The 18,690-nt window shown below is 69.9% G+C and carries 16 protein-coding genes; 4 read left to right on the forward strand and 12 right to left on the reverse strand.

Annotated elements, in window-relative coordinates:
• Positions 1 to 124, reverse strand: a 124-nt coding sequence (locus AC0N04_RS04430) for an ABC transporter permease subunit (protein ID WP_474280484.1), incomplete at its 3' end; no start/stop codon positions are given.
• 314 nt (positions 125 to 438) lie between these two features.
• On the opposite strand from AC0N04_RS04430, the gene AC0N04_RS04435 reads away from it, so the two are divergent.
• Positions 439 to 2,298 carry a sensor histidine kinase gene (locus AC0N04_RS04435; protein WP_474279073.1) on the forward strand — a complete coding sequence of 620 codons (1,860 nt, stop codon included), beginning with the start codon at positions 439 to 441 and terminating at the stop codon, positions 2,296 to 2,298.
• Positions 2,291 to 3,631: a sigma-54-dependent transcriptional regulator gene (locus AC0N04_RS04440; protein WP_474279075.1), complete on the forward strand. Its 1,341-nt coding sequence runs from the start codon at positions 2,291 to 2,293 to the stop codon at positions 3,629 to 3,631. Before AC0N04_RS04435 ends, AC0N04_RS04440 begins: the two co-directional genes overlap by 8 nt.
• Before the next feature lie 6 nt (positions 3,632 to 3,637).
• On the opposite strand, the gene AC0N04_RS04445 is transcribed toward AC0N04_RS04440, so the two are convergent.
• The 8 genes from AC0N04_RS04445 to AC0N04_RS04480 form a co-directional block, all read right to left on the reverse strand.
• Entirely contained in the window at positions 3,638 to 4,576 is a 939-nt protein-coding gene (locus AC0N04_RS04445; RefSeq protein WP_474279077.1) for an amino acid ABC transporter substrate-binding protein, read from the reverse strand.
• Between the two features lie 535 nt (positions 4,577 to 5,111).
• Positions 5,112 to 6,029: a hydroxymethylglutaryl-CoA lyase gene (locus AC0N04_RS04450; protein ID WP_474279079.1), complete on the reverse strand. Its 918-nt coding sequence runs from the start codon at positions 6,027 to 6,029 to the stop codon at positions 5,112 to 5,114.
• A 4-nt stretch (positions 6,030 to 6,033) separates the two neighbouring features.
• A complete protein-coding gene (locus tag AC0N04_RS04455; protein ID WP_474279081.1) occupies positions 6,034 to 8,061 on the reverse strand; it encodes an ATP-binding protein in 2,028 nt (675 codons plus the stop codon).
• Between the two features lie 185 nt (positions 8,062 to 8,246).
• Complete coding sequence (locus tag AC0N04_RS04460; RefSeq protein ID WP_474279083.1) at positions 8,247 to 8,945, reverse strand: DUF4126 domain-containing protein; 699 nt, start codon at positions 8,943 to 8,945, stop codon at positions 8,247 to 8,249.
• The gene (locus AC0N04_RS04465) at positions 8,936 to 9,715 is read right to left on the reverse strand and encodes an enoyl-CoA hydratase/isomerase family protein (RefSeq protein WP_474279085.1); all 780 of its coding nucleotides are present in this window, start codon (positions 9,713 to 9,715) and stop codon (positions 8,936 to 8,938) included. Before AC0N04_RS04465 ends, AC0N04_RS04460 begins: the two co-directional genes overlap by 10 nt.
• A gap of 58 nt (positions 9,716 to 9,773) precedes the next feature.
• Entirely contained in the window at positions 9,774 to 11,396 is a 1,623-nt protein-coding gene (locus AC0N04_RS04470; protein ID WP_474279087.1) for a carboxyl transferase domain-containing protein, read from the reverse strand.
• 46 nt (positions 11,397 to 11,442) lie between these two features.
• Positions 11,443 to 13,155 carry an AMP-binding protein gene (locus AC0N04_RS04475; RefSeq protein WP_474279089.1) on the reverse strand — a complete coding sequence of 571 codons (1,713 nt, stop codon included), beginning with the start codon at positions 13,153 to 13,155 and terminating at the stop codon, positions 11,443 to 11,445.
• A 33-nt stretch (positions 13,156 to 13,188) separates the two neighbouring features.
• Positions 13,189 to 14,361: an isovaleryl-CoA dehydrogenase gene (locus AC0N04_RS04480; protein WP_474279091.1), complete on the reverse strand. Its 1,173-nt coding sequence runs from the start codon at positions 14,359 to 14,361 to the stop codon at positions 13,189 to 13,191.
• A 150-nt stretch (positions 14,362 to 14,511) separates the two neighbouring features.
• On the opposite strand from AC0N04_RS04480, the gene AC0N04_RS04485 reads away from it, so the two are divergent.
• Positions 14,512 to 15,246 (forward strand): TetR/AcrR family transcriptional regulator, encoded by a 735-nt coding sequence (locus AC0N04_RS04485; RefSeq protein WP_474279093.1) that lies wholly within the window; start codon positions 14,512 to 14,514, stop codon positions 15,244 to 15,246.
• Positions 15,247 to 15,318: 72 nt separating this feature from the next.
• Here AC0N04_RS04485 and AC0N04_RS04490 read toward each other — a convergent pair whose 3' ends face one another.
• The 3 genes from AC0N04_RS04490 to AC0N04_RS04500 form a co-directional block, all read right to left on the reverse strand.
• Positions 15,319 to 15,780, reverse strand: a complete 462-nt coding sequence (locus AC0N04_RS04490; RefSeq protein WP_474279095.1) for a universal stress protein — start codon at positions 15,778 to 15,780, stop codon at positions 15,319 to 15,321.
• 120 nt (positions 15,781 to 15,900) lie between these two features.
• Complete coding sequence (locus tag AC0N04_RS04495) at positions 15,901 to 16,902, reverse strand: 2-dehydropantoate 2-reductase (RefSeq protein ID WP_474279097.1); 1,002 nt, start codon at positions 16,900 to 16,902, stop codon at positions 15,901 to 15,903.
• Positions 16,899 to 18,053 (reverse strand): aminotransferase class V-fold PLP-dependent enzyme, encoded by a 1,155-nt coding sequence (locus AC0N04_RS04500; protein ID WP_474279098.1) that lies wholly within the window; start codon positions 18,051 to 18,053, stop codon positions 16,899 to 16,901. Before AC0N04_RS04500 ends, AC0N04_RS04495 begins: the two co-directional genes overlap by 4 nt.
• Before the next feature lie 165 nt (positions 18,054 to 18,218).
• Here AC0N04_RS04500 and AC0N04_RS04505 point away from each other — a divergent pair, with 165 nt between their 5' ends.
• Positions 18,219 to 18,668, forward strand: a complete 450-nt coding sequence (locus AC0N04_RS04505; RefSeq protein WP_474279100.1) for a universal stress protein — start codon at positions 18,219 to 18,221, stop codon at positions 18,666 to 18,668.
• The last annotated feature ends 22 nt before the right edge of the window (positions 18,669 to 18,690 follow it).

Raw genomic sequence — 18,690 nt, forward strand, 5'->3', positions numbered from 1 at the left:
TCTCGCCGTGCGCAAAATTGATCAGACTGATGATCCCGTACACCATCGTGTACCCCAGCGCCACCAGCGCATACATGCTCCCCAGCACCAGACCGTTCACGATCTGCTGTACGAATGTGTCCATGGATTGACCCTGTTGCTTGACGCCGCGCCGACTCGACGCGCCGTGTGACTGATTGCACGCGTTGTGCCAGCCTGCACGCGCACCACAACAGTTCAGGGAAAGCACCGACGGTTCAGAGGCCGGGGCCGCCGTGCCGCCCCGTCCGCGGGCCCTCGCGCACGCCGGCAGTGCGGCGTCAGGGCGGAACTTCGCACTGTCATTTTCAGCCCAGTGCGGGTTTCCGCCCACCGGCGGGCTGCGCAGGGACTGCGGCCATTTTTTCGTGCGGTGAACCCCGCTCGCCGGGGCGCGCTTTGGGCACACTACGCACCCACATGCGTTCTTCGACCCCCGACTCCGCCACGCCGCCCGCGCTCCGGACCCGACTCTGGCGCTCGGGCCTGGTCGGCCTGCTGGTGCTGTGCCCCGTCGGCATCGGGGCGCTGCTCGGTTACGGCTGGAGCGAGCGCAGCGGCATGTCCAACCTGGCGGCGGTGGCCAACGAGCGACTGGAGCTCTATGCCGCGACGCTGGAGGCCGAGCTGGCCCGCTTCGATTACGTGCCCAGCCTGATCGCCGCCGAGGACGACGTGCAGGCGCTGCTGCGCGACCCCGACAACCCGGCGCTGCGCGAACGCGCCAGCCGCACGCTGGCGCGCGTGGGCGTGCGCGCGGGCGTCAGCCAGGTGGTGGTGACCTCGGCCGACGACCGCCTGCTGGCCTCCAGCGACCGCCAGCACGAGCCCTCTGCCGGCCCCGCCGCGGACGCGCAGGGCAGCGAGATCACCAAGGTGCTGCAGGACGGCACGGCCGATTTCTTCGCCGCCAACGGCTCGGACGGCAGCACCGAGTACTACTTCACCCATCCCGTCCGCCATGGCGGCCAGGTGATCGGCCAGGTGGTCGTGAAGGTGAGCCTGGCGCCGCTCGAGGCGACCTGGATCGACCTGGGTTTGCGATCGCAGAGCGAGCGGCTGCTGGTGGTCGACGAGAACGGCGTCGTCGTGATGTCGTCGGTGCCGGAATGGAAGTACCGCACCGTCGGCGCCGCCCCCCGCTCCCTGCAGGGCAACGGCCGCTATGCCGCGGCCTCGCTGACCGGCCTGGCCTTGCCGGTGGTGCGGCAGGTCGAGCCGGGCGTCAACCTGGTGCGCACGCCGGCCATCGACGATGCCCCGGCCAGCGTGCTGCTGGCCCAGGAGCGCGCGGTGGTGCCGCTGGCCGCACGGCTGATCGCGCTGTCCGATCCGTCGGACGTGCGGCGCCAGGCCCGCACCGCGGCCTGGGGTGGTGCGGCGGGCGGGGCGCTGATCGGCCTGCTGGCGCTCTACCTGATGCACCGGCGCCGCGCGCTGCGCCAGCTCTTCGTCGCGCGCAACGCGCTGCAGCAGGCCCACGACCAGCTGGAGCGCCAGGTGGACCAGCGCACCCGCGAGCTGCAATCCGCCAACGCCGACCTGAAGGAGCAGATCAGCCAGCGCGTGCAGGCCGAGGACGAGTTGATGCAGGCCGGCAAGCTGGCCGTGCTGGGCCAGATGTCGGCCGGCATCTCGCACGAGATCAACCAGCCGCTGACTGCACTGCGCGCACTCTCGCGCAACTCGATCCGCCTGCTCGAAGGCGGCCGCTCGGCCGACGTGGCGAGCAACCTGCGCTCAATCGACGAGATGGCCGAACGCATGGGCCGCATCGTCAATCAGCTCAAGTCCTTCGCGCGCAAGGAGGGCCCCAGCCTGCACCCTGCGCTGCTGGCCACCGTGGTGCGCAACGTGATGCTGATGCTGGAGCACCGGCTGCGCGAGCGGCCGCTGGACGTGATCGTCGAGGTGCCGGAAGACCTGCAGGTGCGCGGCGACGCGAACCGCCTGGAGCAGGTGCTGCTGAACCTGGCCGGCAACGCCATCGACGCGATGCAGGGCGTGCCGGAGCGCCGGCTGCGGCTGCACGCCGAGCAGCGCGAAGGCCGGGTCTGGGTGCAGGTCGAGGACAGCGGACCGGGCCTCGGCGAGGCGCAGCTGGCGCGGCTGTTCGAGCCTTTCTTCACCACCAAGCCGGCCGGCGAAGGCCTGGGGCTGGGGCTGGTGATTTCATCGAAAATCGTGCGCGAATTCGGCGGCGCGCTGCGCGCCCGGCGTGGGCGCGTCGGCATGATCTTCGAATTCGATCTGGAAGCAGTCGAGGTCCCCGATGTTTGACGGATTCAAGGTGCTGTTCATCGAGGACGACCCGCCGGTTCGGGTCAGCCTGGTGCAGACGCTGGAGCTCTCCGGCCTGGAGGTGCAGGCCTTCGGCTCGGCCGAGCAGGCGCTGCCGTACATCACGGCCGGCGCGCCGGTGATCGTGATCACCGACGTGCGCCTGCCCGGCATGGACGGGCTGACGCTGCTGGAGCAGATCCACGCCCTCGATGCCGAGATCCCGGTGGTGGTGGTGACGGCGCATGGCGACATCTCGATGGCCGTTCGGGCGATGCGCGCCGGCGCCTACGACTTCATCGAAAAGCCGTTCGCGCCCGAGCGCTTCGTCGAGACCGCGATGCGTGCGCTCGACAAACGCGTGATGCGCGTCGCGATCGACGAGCTGCGCGAGCAACTGGCCCAGCGCAACGGCATCGAGGCGGTGCTGCTGGGCAACTCGGCGGCGATGCAGGACGTGCGGCGGATGATCCTGCGTCTGGCGCGGACCTCGGCCGACGTGATGATCTTCGGCGAGACCGGCACCGGCAAGGAACTGGTGGCGCGCTGCCTGCACGACCAGAGCGACCGGCGCGACCGCCATTTCGTCGCGATCAACTGCGGCGGCCTGCCCGAGACCTTGTTCGAGAGCGAGCTGTTCGGCCACGAGCCCGGCGCCTTCACCTCGGCGGCCAAGCGGCGCATCGGCAAGATCGAGCACGCCAACGGCGGCACGCTGCTGCTCGACGAGATCGAGTCGATGCCGATGGCGATGCAGATCAAGCTGCTGCGCATCCTGCAGGAGCGCAAGATCGAGCGCCTGGGCTCGAACGAGGAAGTACCGGTGAACCTGCGGGTGGTGGCCGCCACCAAGTTCGACCTGCTCGAACTCAGCGAACAGCAGAAATTCCGCAGCGACCTGTATTACCGCCTCAACGTGGCGGTGCTGAGGCTGCCGCCGCTGCGCGAGCGGCGCGAGGACGTGCCGCTGCTGTTCGAGCACTTCATGGCCCAGGCGGTGGTGCGCTACGGCCTGCCCGCCCCCGAGCGCAACCCGGAACACCTGCGCGAGCTGCTGGCGCACGACTGGCCGGGCAACGTGCGCGAGATCCGCAACGCCGCCGACCGCTTCGTGCTCGAAGCCGGTGCCACGCCGCTGGTGGCCGGTCCGCAGGCGAATGCCACGATTTCGCTGGCGCAGCAGATGGAGCTGGTGGAGAAGGCGCTGATCGAGCAGTCACTGCGGCGTTGCCAGGGCCGCATCCAGGACGTGATGCAGAACCTGGGCATCGCCAAGAAGACGCTCTACGACAAGCTGCACCGCCACGCCATCGACCCGGAGCAATTCCGCTGACGCAGTTCAGCGGTACAGGCGCGGATCGCTCGCGTCGGTCGGGTGGGCGATCACGCGCTTGAGCGATTCGCTCATCGGCAGCGCCAGGTTCATCCCCCGGGGCGGGATCGGCGCCTGGAACCAGCGGCGGTAGATCGTGGCGATCTCGCCGCTGCGGTACAGGCCGACGATCACGTCGTCGACGAGTTGCTTGAACACCGGATCGTCGCGCTGAAGCACGATCGCGTAGGGCTCCAGCGTCAGCGCCTCGTTGGCGATGCGGTAGAGCGTGTCGCCATGCGGCGTGGCGGCGACCAGGCTCCTGAGCAGCACGTCGTCCATCGCGAAGGCCACCGCCCGGCCGGTGCCGACCATGCCGAAGGCTTCGGCGTCGTCCAGGCCGGCGACGATGTTCATGTCCAGGTGGCGGGACTCGTTGACCGCGTGCAGGAACTGGATGCTGGTCGTCGCCAGCGTGGTGGCGACGGTCTGGCCCTTCAGGTCATCCAGGTTGCGGATGTTGGCCGAGCGCTTGGACAGCAGGCGGCTGGCCGCCACGAAGGTGGTGACCGAGAACGCCACGCTCTTGGCGCGCTCGGCGGTGTTGGTGGTGACGCCGCACTCCAGGTCGACCGTGCCGTTGGCCACCAGCGGCAGGCGGGTGGCCGAGGTCACGGGCATCAGGCGCACTTCGAGGTCGGGCTGGTCCAGGCGCTGGCGCACCGCATCGACCACCCGGTCGCAGATCTCGATCGAATAGCCGATCGGCCGGCGCTTGCCGTCCAGGTACGAGAACGGCGCCGACTCGACCCGGTAGCCCAAGGTGATCACGCCGGCATCGCGGATCTTGCGCAGCGTCGGCGAATCCGCGGCCATCGCATGCGGCGCAGCCCACGCCGGCGCGGCGAGCGCCAGGGCCCAGCCGAGGATCACGGCACGCAAGATCAGCAGCAAACAGGTTCGCATGGATGGGGTGACGCCAAACAGGAGGCCACCGGCCCATTGTGGCAAAGCACAGAGACGTTGGCCGCCCCATCCGCCGCCAGGAACGCCATCAGCAACGAAGAATTGCGAGGTGAAGGTCGAGGGCTCGATTCGGCCCGTTGCAGCCGTTCAGTTTCTGGCGACTCACAGTGTCGGAGCGCGATCAGGACGCCGGCGCGCTCTTCTCCGCTCATGTCCCCCGCCATCGCCCCTGCGGGCCGATGCCTCCTCCTTGACTTCGCTGCGCAGAGCGCCCCGCCATCCTGATCCTTCAGCGTTTGCGGCTCTCGACGAAAAGCTCGCTGGTGAACGGCAGAGGGCGTTGGGTGAGTGGCGCAGCGAGGTCAAGGAGGAGCCGGCAGCCCGCCAGGGATGCTGGCGGGGGACACGAGCGGAGTCACTCGCGCAACGGCCGCTGCCCCGCTCGATGCCTGATCGTCCGCGACGGGCAGTGATGAGTCTTTGACTTGCACTGTGCTGCCGGCTTCTTGGCGAAAAGAATGAATTCCTGATCGCCTCAGGCCGCTTGGCGCTTGGCCGCAACCGCTCGCGCGACCCGCGATCCGTTGGCCTGGCCCAAGGCCTGTCGGATAAAGGCGCCCGCGTCGATCAGAGCGTCGAGATCGATGCCGGTGGCAATACCCAGGCCGTGCAGCAGGTAGACCACGTCTTCGGTCGCGACGTTGCCGGTCGCGCCTTTGGCGTAGGGGCAGCCGCCCAGACCGGAGACGCTGGCGTCGAAGCGGTGCACGCCCACTTCCAGGCTGGCGTAGACATTGGCCAGCGCCATGCCATAGGTGTCGTGGAAATGCCCGCTGACCTCGGCCAGTGGAAAGTGCTTCAGCGCCGCTTCCAGCGCCGCCTGCACGCGCCGCGGCGTGCCCACGCCGATGGTGTCGGCCACGCCCACATGCTGCACGCCGATCTCGGCCATCAGCCGCGCCACCAAGGCCACCCGCTCGGGCGCGATCTCACCCTCGTAGGGGCAACCCACGGCACAGGAAATCGCGCCTCGCACCTTGATGCCGGCCGCGCGAGCAGCGCTCACCACCGGCGCGAAGCGCGCGATCGATTCGGCGATCGAGCAGTTGATGTTCTTCTGGCTGAAGGCCTCGCTGGCGGCGCCGAACACCACGATCTCGTCGGGCTTCGTCAGCACCGCGGCCTCGTAGCCCTTGAGGTTGGGCGTCAGCACCGAATAGCGCACGCCGGGCTGACGGGCGATGCCGGCCATGACCTCTGCGTTGTCGGCCATCTGCGGCACCCACTTGGGGCTGACGAAGCTGGTGACCTCGATTTCGGTCAGGCCCGCCGCCTGCAGGCGGTGCACGAGTTCGATCTTGGCGGCGGCCGGCACCGCCTGCTTCTCGTTCTGCAGACCGTCGCGCGGGCCGACCTCGACCAGGGTGACCCGGGAAGGAAGAGATGAACTCATGATGTCAGGCCTCGCCCAGTCTCAGCAACTCCGCCCCCTCGGACACCTGATCGCCCACGGCGTACAACAGTTCTGCCACCACGCCGTCGCGCGGAGCGGCCAGCGTGTGCTCCATCTTCATCGCTTCCATCACCGCCAGCGGCTGGCCGGCTTTCACCGCGTCGCCAAGGGCCGCCAGGATCGCGATCACCTTGCCGGGCATCGGCGCGGTCAGGCGACCGCCTTCACCCGCCGCCGGGCCGGCATGCGCCACCGGGTCGAACTCCTGCAACTCCAGCGTGCCGGCCTCGCCGAACACCGCGGCGCGCTCGCCCTGCACGTAGACGCTCAGCACCTGGCGTTCGCCACCCAGCATGATCTCGAAGCGGTCCGGACCGAGCGGCCGGGCGGCGAAGGCGTGCTGCTCGCCGTCCACGCCCAGACGCATCGCACCGTCGTGCAGCCGCTCCAGCGTCGCGGTGTGGTGGGTCTTGCCGACCTCCAGCTCGAAGCGCCGGCGCGCGCCGCCGTGCAGACGCCAGCCATCCCGGCGCGACCAGGGGTCGGCGCCGCCTGCACCGTCCTCGGCGGCCAGCGCCTGCGCGACCACGCCGGCCGCGGCCAGCGCCAGCGGCAGGCCGGGTTGATCGAGCACCGTGGCGCGCTCGCGTTCGATCAGCGCGGTGTCCAGGTCGGCCCCGGCGAACGACGGGCTGCCGACCACGTGGCGCAGGAAGGCGACATTGGTGGCCAGGCCGACGATGTGGGTGCCCTGCAGCGCCGCGTCCATGCGGGCCAGGGCCTGCGCCCGGTCTTCGCCCCAGACGATCAGCTTGGCGATCATCGAGTCGTAGTACGGGCTGATCGCGTCGCCCTCGCGCACGCCCGCGTCCACCCGCACGGGGGCCGGATCGTGCAGCCCCTCGGCATCGGCGTTGCGCTGGAAGCGCACGTGCTCCGGCCAGCGCAGCACGCCCAGCCGCCCGGTGGCGGGCAGGAAGCCGGCATCGGGGTTCTCGGCGCAGATGCGGGCCTCGATCGCGTGGCCGTGGATCTTCAGGTCCTGCTGCTGCACCGGCAAGGCTTCGCCGCTGGCCACGCGCAATTGCCACTCGACCAGATCATGCCCCGTGATCGCCTCGGTCACCGGGTGCTCGACCTGAAGCCGGGTGTTCATCTCCATGAAATAAAAGCGCAGATCGCCGTCGCCGTTCGGCTCGGCGATGAACTCGACCGTGCCCGCGCCCACATAGCCCACCGCGCGCGCGGCGGCCACCGCGGCGGCGCCCATCTCGGCGCGGCGCGCTGGGCTCAGGCCCGGCGCGGGCGCTTCTTCGAGCACCTTCTGGTGGCGGCGCTGCACCGAGCAGTCGCGCTCAAACAGGTAGACCGCCTGGCCTTGCGCGTCGGCGAAGACCTGGATCTCGATGTGCCGCGGCCGCGTGACGTAGCGCTCGACCAGCACATGCGCATCGCCGAAACTGGCCTCGGCCTCGCGCTGGCACGACGCCAGCGCTGCCGCGAAGTCCTCGCTGCGCTCGACCCGCCGCATGCCGCGCCCACCGCCGCCGGCGCTGGCTTTGATCAGCACCGGGTAGCCCATGCGGTCGGCCTCGGCCTGCAGCAGCGCCGGATCGTTGTCGCGGCCGTGATAGCCCGGCACCAGCGGCACGCCGGCCTTCTCCATCAAGGTCTTGGCGGCGGACTTGCTGCCCATCGCCGCGATCGCCTCGGCCGGCGGCCCGATGAAGACCAGGCCGGCGGCGGCACAGGCGCGGGCGAAGTCTTCGTTTTCGCTCAGGAAGCCGTAGCCGGGGTGGATCGCCTCGGCACCGGTGGCCTTCGCGGCAGCCAGCACCCGCTGCCACTGCAGATAGCTGTCCTTGGCGGCGTTGCCGCCCAGCGGCACCGCCTCGTCACAGGCCAGCACATGCTGCGCGGTGGCGTCGGCCTCCGAATAAACGGCCACCGTGCGCACGCCCAGGCGGCGCGCGGTGGTGGCGACACGGACGGCGATTTCGCCTCGATTGGCGATCAGGATTTTCTTGAACATGGGTTCCTCGGCTCAACCGCCGCACGCTGCGCGTGCACGGCCCTTTGGTGTGCTTCGCGCCCCCGCGCCCCTGGCGCGACCGCCTCGATTGGCGATCAGGATTTTCTTGAACATGGGTTCCTCGGCTCGATCGCCGCACGCTGCGCGTGCATCGTCGTGAAATGGGAATCGTGCGACATGCCGCCTCAACCGGCCGCCGGGGCCAGGCCGAAATGGCGACGCAGGCTGCGCAGCAGGCCGCGCAGGAATCGGAACAACAGCCAGGTGACCCCCAGCATCGCGACCACCACGCCCGCCAGCACCGCAAAGAACGCCAGCGGGTGATGGACCGACAGCCACAGCATCGCCGGCACCGCGGCGTCGCCGGCGAGCGACAGCGCGATGTTGGAGAACGGCTCGGGCGAAGTGTTCAGCGCGGCGCGCGTGGTGGTCTTGGCGATGTGCGAGGTGGCGGCCAACGTGCCGCCCATCAGCGCGGCGACCAAGGGCCAGGAGCTGCCATCGGCGCCCAGTGCGCCAGCGGCCAGCGCGGCACCGGCGGGAATGCGAATGAGGGTGTGCAGCGTGTCCCAGACCGAATCGACCCAGGGGATCTTGTCGGCCAGGAATTCCAGCACCAGCATGACGGCCGCCACGCCCATCACCACCGGCTGCTGCAGCACCTGCAGGCCCGGCGGCAGGGGCAGCCAGCCCAGATGGCCGGCCAGCCCGGTCAGAAAGACGACCGCATACAGCCGCAGCCCGCTGGCCCACCCCAGCGCCGCGGCCAGCGCGAACAACTGCGTGGTGGTGAGCTGGGCGGTGGCCGCGCCCAGCGTCTGGCCGACCGCCTGGCCCACCGCATGGCTCGCGCCGGGCCACCCGGCGGGCAGGTTCAGATCCATGAGGCGGGCCTTTTCTGGAGGAAGGACGAGACGCCTTCCTTGCCCTCCGCGCTGCTGCGGACGTCGGCAATCCGGCGCGCCGAGTCTTCACGCAGCGCGGCCGCGATCGGTTGACCGCCATAGTCCTTGACCAGGCGCTTGCTGGCGCGCACGGCCTGCGGACCATTGGCCGCGATCGCCCCCAGCAGGGCCTGCACGCGTTCGTCCAGTTGCTCGGGCGTGCACAGCTCATGCACCAGGCCCAGCCGGTGCGCCTCGGCCGCGCTGAAGCGCTCGGCGGTGACGAAGTAGCGCTGCGAGGCGCGCTCGCCCAACGCACGCAGCACATAGGGGCTGATGGTCGCGGGCAGCAGGCCGAGCCGGGCCTCGCTGAGGCAGAAGTGGACGGTGTCGGCGGCCACGACGATGTCGCACACCGCCGCCAGCCCGACCCCGCCCGCATAGCAGTCGCCCTGGAGCCGACCCACCACCGGCACCGGGCACGATTCGATCGCCCACAGCATGTCGGCCAGGCCCTGCGCGTCCTGGCGGTTCTGCTCCCAGTCGTAGTCGGCCATCGCGCGCATCCAGTTCAGGTCTGCGCCAGCGCAAAAGGCCTTGCCGTGCCCGGCCAGCAGCACCACGCGCAGCGCCGGGTCCAGGGCCAGACCATCGAACGCCGCCTTCAATTCGGCGATGACGCCGGCGTTGAAGGCATTGCGCACCTCGGGCCGGTTCAGCCAGACTTCGGCCACCTGGGCCGACGGACGACGGATGTCCAGTGTGTTCATGGGCGTGCAGTGACCAAGGTCAGGACGTGACGGAGGAAGGAGCGGGGAGGCACCCTGTTCACATCCGGAAGACGCCGAACTGGGCGTCAGGGATGGGAGCGTTCAGGCTGGCGGACAGGCCCAGCGCGAGCACGCGGCGGGTGTCGACCGGGTCGATCACGCCGTCGTCCCACAGGCGGGCGCTGGCGTAGTACGGGTGGCCTTGCACCTCGTACTGCTGGCGGATCGGCGCCTTGAAGGCGTCCTCCTCCTGTGCGGACCACGAGCCGCCCTTGGCCTCGATGCCGTCGCGCCGCACCGTGGCCAGCACGCTGGCGGCCTGCTCGCCGCCCATCACCGAGATGCGCGCGTTCGGCCACATCCACAGCATGCGCGGCGAATACGCCCGCCCGCACATGCCGTAGTTGCCGGCGCCGAAGCTGCCGCCGATGATGACGGTGAACTTGGGCACGTTGGCACAGGCCACGGCGGTGACCATCTTGGCGCCGGCGCGGGCGATGCCTTCGTTCTCGACCTTGCGCCCGACCATGAAGCCGGTGATGTTCTGCAGGAACACCAGCGGGATCTTGCGCTGGCAGCACAGCTCGATGAAGTGCGCGCCCTTGTTCGCGCTCTCGGAGAACAGGATGCCGTTGTTGGCGACGATGCCGACCGGCATGCCTTCGAGGTGGGCGAAGCCGCAGACCAGGGTCTGGCCGTAGCGGGCCTTGAATTCGTCGAACTCGGAGCCGTCGACGATGCGGGCGATGATCTCGCGCACGTCGAAGGGCTTGCGCGTGTCGGTGGGGATCACCGCGTGCAGCTCGGCCGGGTCGTACTTGGGCGGCAGCGGTTCGCGCAGCGCCAGCGCCACGCTCTTGCGCCAGTTCAGGTGACCGACGGCCTGGCGGGCCAGCGCCAGCGCGTGCAGGTCGTTCTCGGCCAGGTGATCGGCCACGCCGGACAGGCGGGTGTGCACGTCGCCGCCGCCCAGATCCTCGGCGCTGACCACCTCGCCGGTGGCGGCCTTCACCAGCGGCGGGCCGCCGAGGAAGATCGTGCCCTGGTTCTTGACGATGATGGTCTCGTCGCTCATCGCCGGCACGTAGGCCCCGCCGGCGGTGCACGAACCCATCACCACCGCCAGCTGCGGAATGCCGGCCGCGCTCATCTGCGCCTGGTTGTAGAAGATGCGACCGAAGTGATCGCGGTCCGGAAAGACCTCGTCCTGGTTCGGCAGGTTGGCGCCGCCCGAGTCGACCAGGTAGATGCAGGGCAGGCGGTTCTCGCGCGCGATCTCCTGGGCGCGCAAGTGCTTCTTCACGGTCAGCGGGTAATAGGTGCCGCCCTTGACCGTGGCATCGTTGCAGACGATCACGCACTCGACGCCGCTGACCCGGCCGATGCCGGCGACCAGACCGGCGCAGGGCGCGGCATCGCTGCCGTCCTTGTCGGCATAGACGCCCAGCGCCGCCAGCGGGGCGATCTCCAGGAACGGCGTGTCCGGATCGAGCAGCATCTCCACGCGCTCGCGCGGCAGCAGCTTGCCGCGCGCCAGGTGCTTGGCGCGGGCCGCCTCGCCGCCGCCCTCGGCGATCTTGGCGAGCCTGGCGTTGAGATCATCGACCAAGGCACCCATCGCGGCGGCGCTGGCCTGGGCCTCGGCGCTGCGCGGGTTGAGCTGGCTGCGGATCACGGTCATCGGACAGCCTCGTTGGCGTGGGGGTGGATCACAGCGGTCAGAGCGGTCACGCGGTCTTCTCCTCGTCCAGGCCGAGCTGCTGCTTCATGGCGTCGCGGATCTTGTATTTCTGGATCTTGCCGGTCACCGTCATCGGGAACTCGGGCACGAAGCGGATGTAGCGCGGCACCTTGTAGTGCGCGATCTGACCCTGGCAGAAGGCGCGCAGTTCGTCCTCGGTCAGCGTCTGCCCCGGCCGCACGACGACCCAGGCGCAGAGCTCTTCGCCGTACTTCTTGTCGGGCACGCCCACCACCTGCACGTCCTGCACCTTGGGGTGGCGGTAGAGGAATTCCTCGACCTCGCGCGGGTAGACGTTCTCGCCGCCGCGGATCACCATGTCCTTGATCCGACCGACGATGTTGACGTAGCCCTGGTCATCCATGGTCGCCATGTCGCCGGTGTGCATCCAGCCCTCGGTGTCGATCGCCTCTGCGGTCTTGTCGGGGTCGCCCCAGTAGCCGTGCATCACCGAATAGCCGCGGGTGCAGAGCTCGCCAGGCCGGCCGGGCGGCACGACGGCGCGGGTCTCGGGGTCGATGATCTTGACCTCCAGGTGCGGCTGCACCGTGCCCACCGACGCGACCCGCTTGTCCAGCGGCGTGTCGGTCGAGCTCTGGCAGCTGACCGGACTGGTCTCGGTCATGCCGTACGCAATCGTCACCTCGGCCATGTGCATCTCGCTGACCACGCGCTTCATCACCTCGATCGGGCAGGGCGAGCCGGCCATGATGCCGGTGCGCAGCGTGGACAGGTCGAACTCCTTGAAGCGCGGGTGGTCCAGCTCGGCGATGAACATGGTCGGCACGCCGTGCAGACCGGTGCAGCGCTCGGCCTGCACGGCCTGCAGCACGGACAGCGGGTCGAAGCCGTCGTTCGGGTAGACGATGGTCGAACCGTGGGTGAACGCGGCCAGGTTGCCCAGCACCATGCCGAAGCAGTGGTACAGCGGCACCGGGATGCACAGCCGGTCGGCCGGCGTCAGCTTCATGCACTCGCCGATGAAGAAGCCGTTGTTCAGGATGTTGCTGTGGGTCAGCGTCGCGCCCTTGGGAAAGCCGGTCGTGCCGCTGGTGAACTGGATGTTGATCGGATCGCTGGCCTGGAGGCCGCTCGCCACCGCGACGATGCGCGCATCGTCGCTGCGGCCCTGGGCCATCAGCGCCGAGAAGCGCATCAGGCCCGGCTCCTCGTCGCCCTGGCCGGCCACGTCGATCCAGGCCACCGTGCGCAACTGCGGCACGCGCCTGGCCTGCAGCGCGCCCGGCGCGGCCGTGGCCAGCTCGGGCGCCACCTCGCGCAACATCGCCAGGTAGTCGCTGGTCTTGAAGCGCGACATCGTCACCAGCGCCTTGCAGCCGACCTTGTTGAGCGCGTACTCCAGCTCCGAGACGCGGTAGGCCGGGTTGATGTTGACCAGCACCAGGCCGACCTGCGCGGTGGCCAGCTGCATCAGCACCCATTCGGCGTTGTTGTGCGACCAGATGCCGATGCGGTCCCCCGGCACCAGGCCCTGTCCCAGCAACGCGCTGGCGAGCTGCCGGGCCGCGTCGCGCAACTGGGCATAGGTGTAGCGCAGCCCCTGGTGCACGCTGACCAGCGCCTCGCGGTCGGGCTGGCGCGCCGCCATCTCGTCGAAGAAGGCACCCAGGGTCTGGGTGATCAGCGGCACGTCGGTGGGGCCGCTGTCCTGGCTCAGGCTCAGTCGTGCAGTGCTCATGGTCTTGTCTCCCGGGCGCTCGCGGCCCTGATGTCACATGGTTTCAGAGAACAGCTCGCGGCCGATCAGCATGCGCCGGATTTCCGACGTGCCGGCCCCGATCTCGTACAGCTTGGCGTCGCGCCAGAGGCGGCCGGTGGGGTACTCGTTGGTGTAGCCGACGCCCCCCAGCGCCTGGATCGCCTCGCCGGCCATCCAGGTGGCCTTCTCGGCGGTGTAGAGGATCACGCCGGCGGCGTCCTTGCGCAGATGCCGGCTGTGGTCGCCGCGGTCGCAGGCCTGGGCCACGGCGTAGGCATAGGCGCGGCAGGCCTGGAAGGTGGAATACATGTCGGCCAGCTTGCCCTGCATCAGCTGGAACTCGCCGATGCTCTGGCCGAACTGCTTGCGCTCGTGCACGAAGGGCACGACCACGTCCATGCACGCCGCCATGATCCCCAGCGGCCCCCCCGACAGCACGACGCGCTCGTAATCGAGCCCGCTCATCAGCACGCGGGCGCCATTGCCCTCGCCGCCCAGCACATTCTCTTCAGGCACCTCGCAGTGGTCGAAGAACAGCGGGAAGGTGTTGGAGCCGCGCATGCCCAGCTTGTCCAGGTGCTGGCCGTGGCTGAAGCCCTTGAAGCCCTTCTCGACGATGAAGGCGGTCATGCCGCGCGCCCCCATCGCCGGCTCGGTCTTGGCGTAGACCACCAGGGTGTCGGCGTCGCCGCCGTTGGTGATCCACATCTTGCTGCCGTTGAGCACGTAGCGGTCGCCCTGCTTCTCGGCCTTGAGCGTCATGCTGACCACGTCGGAGCCGGCGCCCGGCTCGCTCATCGCCAGCGCGCCCACGTGCTCGCCGCTGATCAGCTTGGGCAGGTACCGGCGCTTCTGCGCCTCGCTGCCGTTGCGGTTGATCTGGTTGACGCACAGGTTGCTGTGGGCGCCGTAGGACAGCCCCACCGAGGCGCTGGCGCGGCTGATCTCCTCCATCGCCACCATGTGGGCCAGGTAGCCCATCTGCGTGCCGCCGAAGTCTTCCGCCACCGTCAGCCCCATCACCCCCATCTCGCCGAGCTTGCGCCACAGGTCGGCCGGGAAGTGGTTGGCGCGGTCGATGTCGGCCGCGCGCGGCGCGATCTCGTTCTGGGCGAAGTCGCGCACCGCGTCGCGCAGCGCGGCGATGTCTTCGCCCAGGGGAAAGTGGAAGCTGGATTCGAACACCGTGTCTCCTTGTGCCGCCTGCCGGCAGGATTGAGCAAAACTCAATACAAACCCTGAGTCCTTCCCATGCGAAGGGCCATTCGGGCGCGTGGTCGAAATCTAGCAGCAGTACCCTTGTCCGGCAAGTATTTTTTGAGTCATACTCAATTTATGAGTACCCCCAAGCCTTCCGCATCGCCCAAGGCGCCGCCGGCCCGCCGCCTGGCGGCCAGCGCCAAGAGCGAGCAGCGCATCCGCGACATCCTGCGCGTCGGCCGCGAGGTGTTCGCCGAACTGGGCTACGAGCGCGCCACCACGACCGAGATCGCGCAGCGCCTGGGCATCTCCGAGGCGACGGTGTTCACCTACTTCCGCGGCAAGCGCGAGCTGTGCGTGCGGGTGATCGGCGACTGGTACGACGAGATCATCGCCACGATGGAAGCCGGCCTGCCGCGCCAGTCGTCCGTGCGGGCACAGCTCGACTTCTTCGTCCACACCCACTTGCGGCTGTTCCTGATCCAGGGCACCGGCCTGTGCGCGCTGGTGCTGTCGGAAGGCCGCAGCAAGGGCCAGGAACTGGGCGAAAGCTTCCTGCCGTTCCAGCGCCGCTACACCGCGCCGCTGATGGACTTGCTGGCGCGCGGCCAGGCCCAGGGCGAGTTGCGCGGCGACGTGCCGCTGCGCCTGTTGCGGCCGATGGTGCTGGGGCCGATGGAGCACATCCTGTGGGAGGCCGTGGCCCAGGCCGACAAGCCGATCGACATCGCCGCCACCGCCACCGTCCTGAGCGGCATGCTGTGGGCCACGCTGGCGGCCCCCGGCGCCGAACTGGCCTCGCTGCGCCGGTTGCGCGGCGATGTGGCCGAGGCCCTGTCCCGCGCGGGCGGTGCGGCCCCGCCCCGGTGAGCCAGGCCCCGCCGAGGCCCGGGCCTGCCCGTCGCGGTCGCCGGGCCATGGCGCTTTCGGGGGAGGGCGTGGTCAGGACGCCGGCGCCCCGGTCGCGCGCACCAGCAGCACCGGCACGCTGGCATGGCGCACGATCTGCTCGGCATCGCTGCCCAGCACCATGCGGCCCACGCCCCGGCGGCCATGGGTGCCCAGCACGATCAGACCGGCCCCCCAGTCCCGGGCCTCGTCGATCACCAGTTCCGAGACCCGGCTGGCCAGGTTCTCGAACATCTTGGTGTCGGCCTTCAGGCCCTCGGCGGTGACCGTGGCCAGCGCCTGCGCCAGCACCTGCGCGCCGCCGTCCTTCAGCGCCTTCCAGACCTCGGCCGACAGGCTCGCGTCGGAGGCCGTCGCCAGGTTGTACGACAGCAGGTCCACCACGTGGATCAAGCGCAACTGCGCGCCGCACAGCTTGGCCAGCTTGATGGCCTCGCGCAGGCCTTGATTGGAGGTGGCACTGCCGTCGACCGGCACCAGAATTTTGTCGTACATGGAAGACCCCGAAAGTTGGAGGCACGGAAAAGGCCCGCGCCGATGGAATGATCTTGCGCCGCGCCGCCGGTTCCGTCCAGCGTCGCGCGCAAGGTGCGGCAAAACGCGCGCGGCCGACGCTCAAGCGCGCGGGTACAGCCCGCGGCTCTGCCCCATCAGCCGCACCAGGCCGAGCAAGGCGTCGATGTTGGGTGTGGCCAGGCCCAGGTGCTGGCCGATCTCGCGGACCGCCCCCACCAGGGCGTCGATCTCGAGCGCACGGCCGGCTTCCACGTCCTGCAGCATCGAGGTCTTGAAGCTGCCCAGGCCGCGGGTGATCGCATGGCGGTCTTCGGGTTGCTGGGCGATGTCGCAGCCGATGCGCGCGCCGATCCCCTGGGCCTCGCGCATCACGGCCGAGCAGAAGCCGCGCACCAGCGGGTCGTCGAGGATGCGGTCGCACGGCGCCAGCGTCAGCGCCGAGACCGGGTTCATCGTCATGTTGCCCCACAGCTTGAACCAGATGTCGTGCTGGATGCGCTCGGACACGGTGACCGCGAAGCCGGCCTCGGTGAGCAGCGCCGCCAGGGCCTGCGTGCGTGCCGTGCGCCCGCCCGACGGCTCGCCGATGATCAGGCCCTGCCCCTTGACCGGCCCGAGCCGCCCCGGCGCGGCCATGCTGGCGCTGACGTGCACGACGCAGCCCAGCACGTGGCGGCCGGGAATGACCGAACCGATCACGCCGCCCGGGTCGACCGCCTCGAGGGTCAGGCCCTCGCAGGCGCCGGGCAGGCCGTCGAAGAACCACCAGGGCACGCCGTTCATCGCCACCAGCACCTGGGTGGCCGGCCCCAGCATCGCCCGCACCGCGGGCGCGGCCGCCGCCATCGCCGGGCCCTTGACGGCGACGACGATCAGATCCTGCGGCCCCAGCTCGGCCGGGTCGTCGCTGACGTTCGGGCGCACCACGGCGTCGCCGTGGACCAGGCCGCGTTCGCGCAGCGCCGCCAGCGTCTCGCCCCGTGCCAATGCCGACAGCGCGAGCCGCCCCGCTGGCAAACGCGAGCCCAGGGCCGCGGCGAAGACACTGCCGATCGCGCCCAGCCCGACCACCGCCACCCGCAGCGGCGGCGCGCCGGTCATGCGCTGAGCGCAGCGGCCTGGCCGCAGCCCAGGCGCGCCAGCGCACCTTCCAGGCTCGCCACCGTGCGCTCGGGGTGATGCAGCTTGTCGAGGCCGAACAGGCCGAGCCGGAAGGTCCGGAAATCGGCCGGCTCGTCGCACTGCAGCGGCACGCCGGCAGCGGTCTGCAGGCCCTCGCCGAGGAACTTGCTGCCGTTGTGGATGCCGACGTCGTCGGTATGGCTCACCACCACGCCGGGCGCCTGGAATCCCGGCGCGGCAACGCTGGCGATGCCGCGCCGCTCCAGCATCGCGCGCACCGCGCGGCCCAGTGCCCACTGCTCGTCCTTCAGCCGGGCGAAGCCGTAGGCGCGCATCTCGGCCATCACGTCGCGCAGCCGCGTCAAGGCGCCGGTGGGCATCGTGGTGTGATAGGCGTGGCCGCCGCCTTCGAAGGCCTGCATGATCTGCAGCCATTTCTTCAGGTCGCAGGCGAAGCTGGTGCTGGTGGTGTCGGCCAGGCGGGCCAGGGCCTGTGCGCCCAGCATCACCAGCGCGCAGCCGGGTTCGGCGCTCCAACCTTTTTGCGGCGCGCTGACCAGCACGTCCACGCCGGTGGCCGCCATGTCGACCCAGACCGTGCCCGAGGCGATGCAGTCGAGCACGAACAGCCCGCCGACCGCATGCACCGCATCGGCCACGGCCCGGAGGTAGTCGTCGGGCAGGATCATGCCGCTGGCCGTCTCGACGTGCGGCGCGAAGACCAGGTCCGGCTTGAACGCCGCGATCGCGGCGCGCACCTCGGCGATCGGTGCCGGCACCCAGGCGGCCTGCGCGCCGGGTGACACCGGACGGGCCTTGAGCACCTGCTGCTCGGCCGGAATGCCGCCCATGTCGAAGATCTGCGTCCAGCGGTAGCTGAACCAGCCGTTGCGCAGCACCAGGCAGCGCTTGCCGGTGGCGAACTGGCGCGCCACCGCTTCCATCCCGAAGCTGCCGCTGCCCGGCACCACGATCGCCGCCTGGGCGCCGTAGACCTCCTTGAGCGTGGCCGAGATGTCGCGCATCACGCCCTGGAACTTCTTCGACATGTGGTTCAGCGCGCGGTCGGTGTAGACCACCGAGTATTCGAGCAGTCCGTCGGGATCGATCTCGGCAAGCAAACCAGGCATCGTCAACTCCACAGCAAGGGGGACATCGGCAGCGCCGGCCTGTCGTGGCCGGTCGCAAAAGCGGGCGTTCAGCTTAGCACCGTCGCCGCGCCGCGGCGGCCTGCGGCCCCGGTCGGCCACGGAGTAAAGTGGGTTCGAGGACATTGCTGAAAGAAGGAACCTGCCATGCTCATCCTGCTGCCTGTCGATGGCTCCGATCTGGCCCTGGACGCGGTGCGCCATGCGCTGCACCTGGTCGAGCAAGGCCTGCAGGCCTCGTTCGTCGTGGCCAACGTGCAGGAGGCGCCGCACCTGTACGAAGTGGTGCTGGCCCACGATCCCGAGACGCTCGAAGGCGCCGCCGAAAGCGCAGGCCATCACGCGATGCAGTCGGCGGTGGCGATGCTGCACCGCGCCCACCAGACCTGCACCACCGAGATCGGCCACGGCGACCCGGCCCGGGTGCTGGTCGACATCGCCGAGCGCCAGGGCTGCGACGCCATCATCCTGGGCTCCGGCCATGCCGGCGTGGTCAGCCCGGGCCGGCTGGGGTCGGTCGCGCTGGCGGTGCTGCACCATGCCGCGGTGCCGGTGACGATCGTGCGCCACCCCGAACCCGAGGTTGCGGACGACTGAGGCCGGGCACCGCCCGCACGGC

This window comes from Ideonella sp. sgz306126 (assembly GCF_056032705.1).

Bases quoted from the DNA above. Each gene is read 5' to 3' on its own strand.
- AC0N04_RS04435 (WP_474279073.1), top strand. From the start codon at position 439: ATGCGTTCTTCGACCCCCGACTCCGCCACGCCGCCCGCGCTCCGGACC.
- AC0N04_RS04440 (WP_474279075.1), top strand. From the start codon at position 2,291: ATGTTTGACGGATTCAAGGTGCTGTTCATCGAGGACGACCCGCCGGTT.
- AC0N04_RS04445 (WP_474279077.1), bottom strand. From the start codon at position 4,576: ATGCGAACCTGTTTGCTGCTGATCTTGCGTGCCGTGATCCTCGGCTGG.
- AC0N04_RS04450 (WP_474279079.1), bottom strand. From the start codon at position 6,029: ATGAGTTCATCTCTTCCTTCCCGGGTCACCCTGGTCGAGGTCGGCCCG.
- AC0N04_RS04455 (WP_474279081.1), bottom strand. From the start codon at position 8,061: ATGTTCAAGAAAATCCTGATCGCCAATCGAGGCGAAATCGCCGTCCGT.
- AC0N04_RS04460 (WP_474279083.1), bottom strand. From the start codon at position 8,945: ATGGATCTGAACCTGCCCGCCGGGTGGCCCGGCGCGAGCCATGCGGTG.
- AC0N04_RS04465 (WP_474279085.1), bottom strand. From the start codon at position 9,715: ATGAACACACTGGACATCCGTCGTCCGTCGGCCCAGGTGGCCGAAGTC.
- AC0N04_RS04470 (WP_474279087.1), bottom strand. From the start codon at position 11,396: ATGACCGTGATCCGCAGCCAGCTCAACCCGCGCAGCGCCGAGGCCCAG.
- AC0N04_RS04475 (WP_474279089.1), bottom strand. From the start codon at position 13,155: ATGAGCACTGCACGACTGAGCCTGAGCCAGGACAGCGGCCCCACCGAC.
- AC0N04_RS04485 (WP_474279093.1), top strand. From the start codon at position 14,512: ATGAGTACCCCCAAGCCTTCCGCATCGCCCAAGGCGCCGCCGGCCCGC.
- AC0N04_RS04490 (WP_474279095.1), bottom strand. From the start codon at position 15,780: ATGTACGACAAAATTCTGGTGCCGGTCGACGGCAGTGCCACCTCCAAT.
- AC0N04_RS04495 (WP_474279097.1), bottom strand. From the start codon at position 16,902: ATGACCGGCGCGCCGCCGCTGCGGGTGGCGGTGGTCGGGCTGGGCGCG.
- AC0N04_RS04500 (WP_474279098.1), bottom strand. From the start codon at position 18,053: ATGCCTGGTTTGCTTGCCGAGATCGATCCCGACGGACTGCTCGAATAC.
- AC0N04_RS04505 (WP_474279100.1), top strand. From the start codon at position 18,219: ATGCTCATCCTGCTGCCTGTCGATGGCTCCGATCTGGCCCTGGACGCG.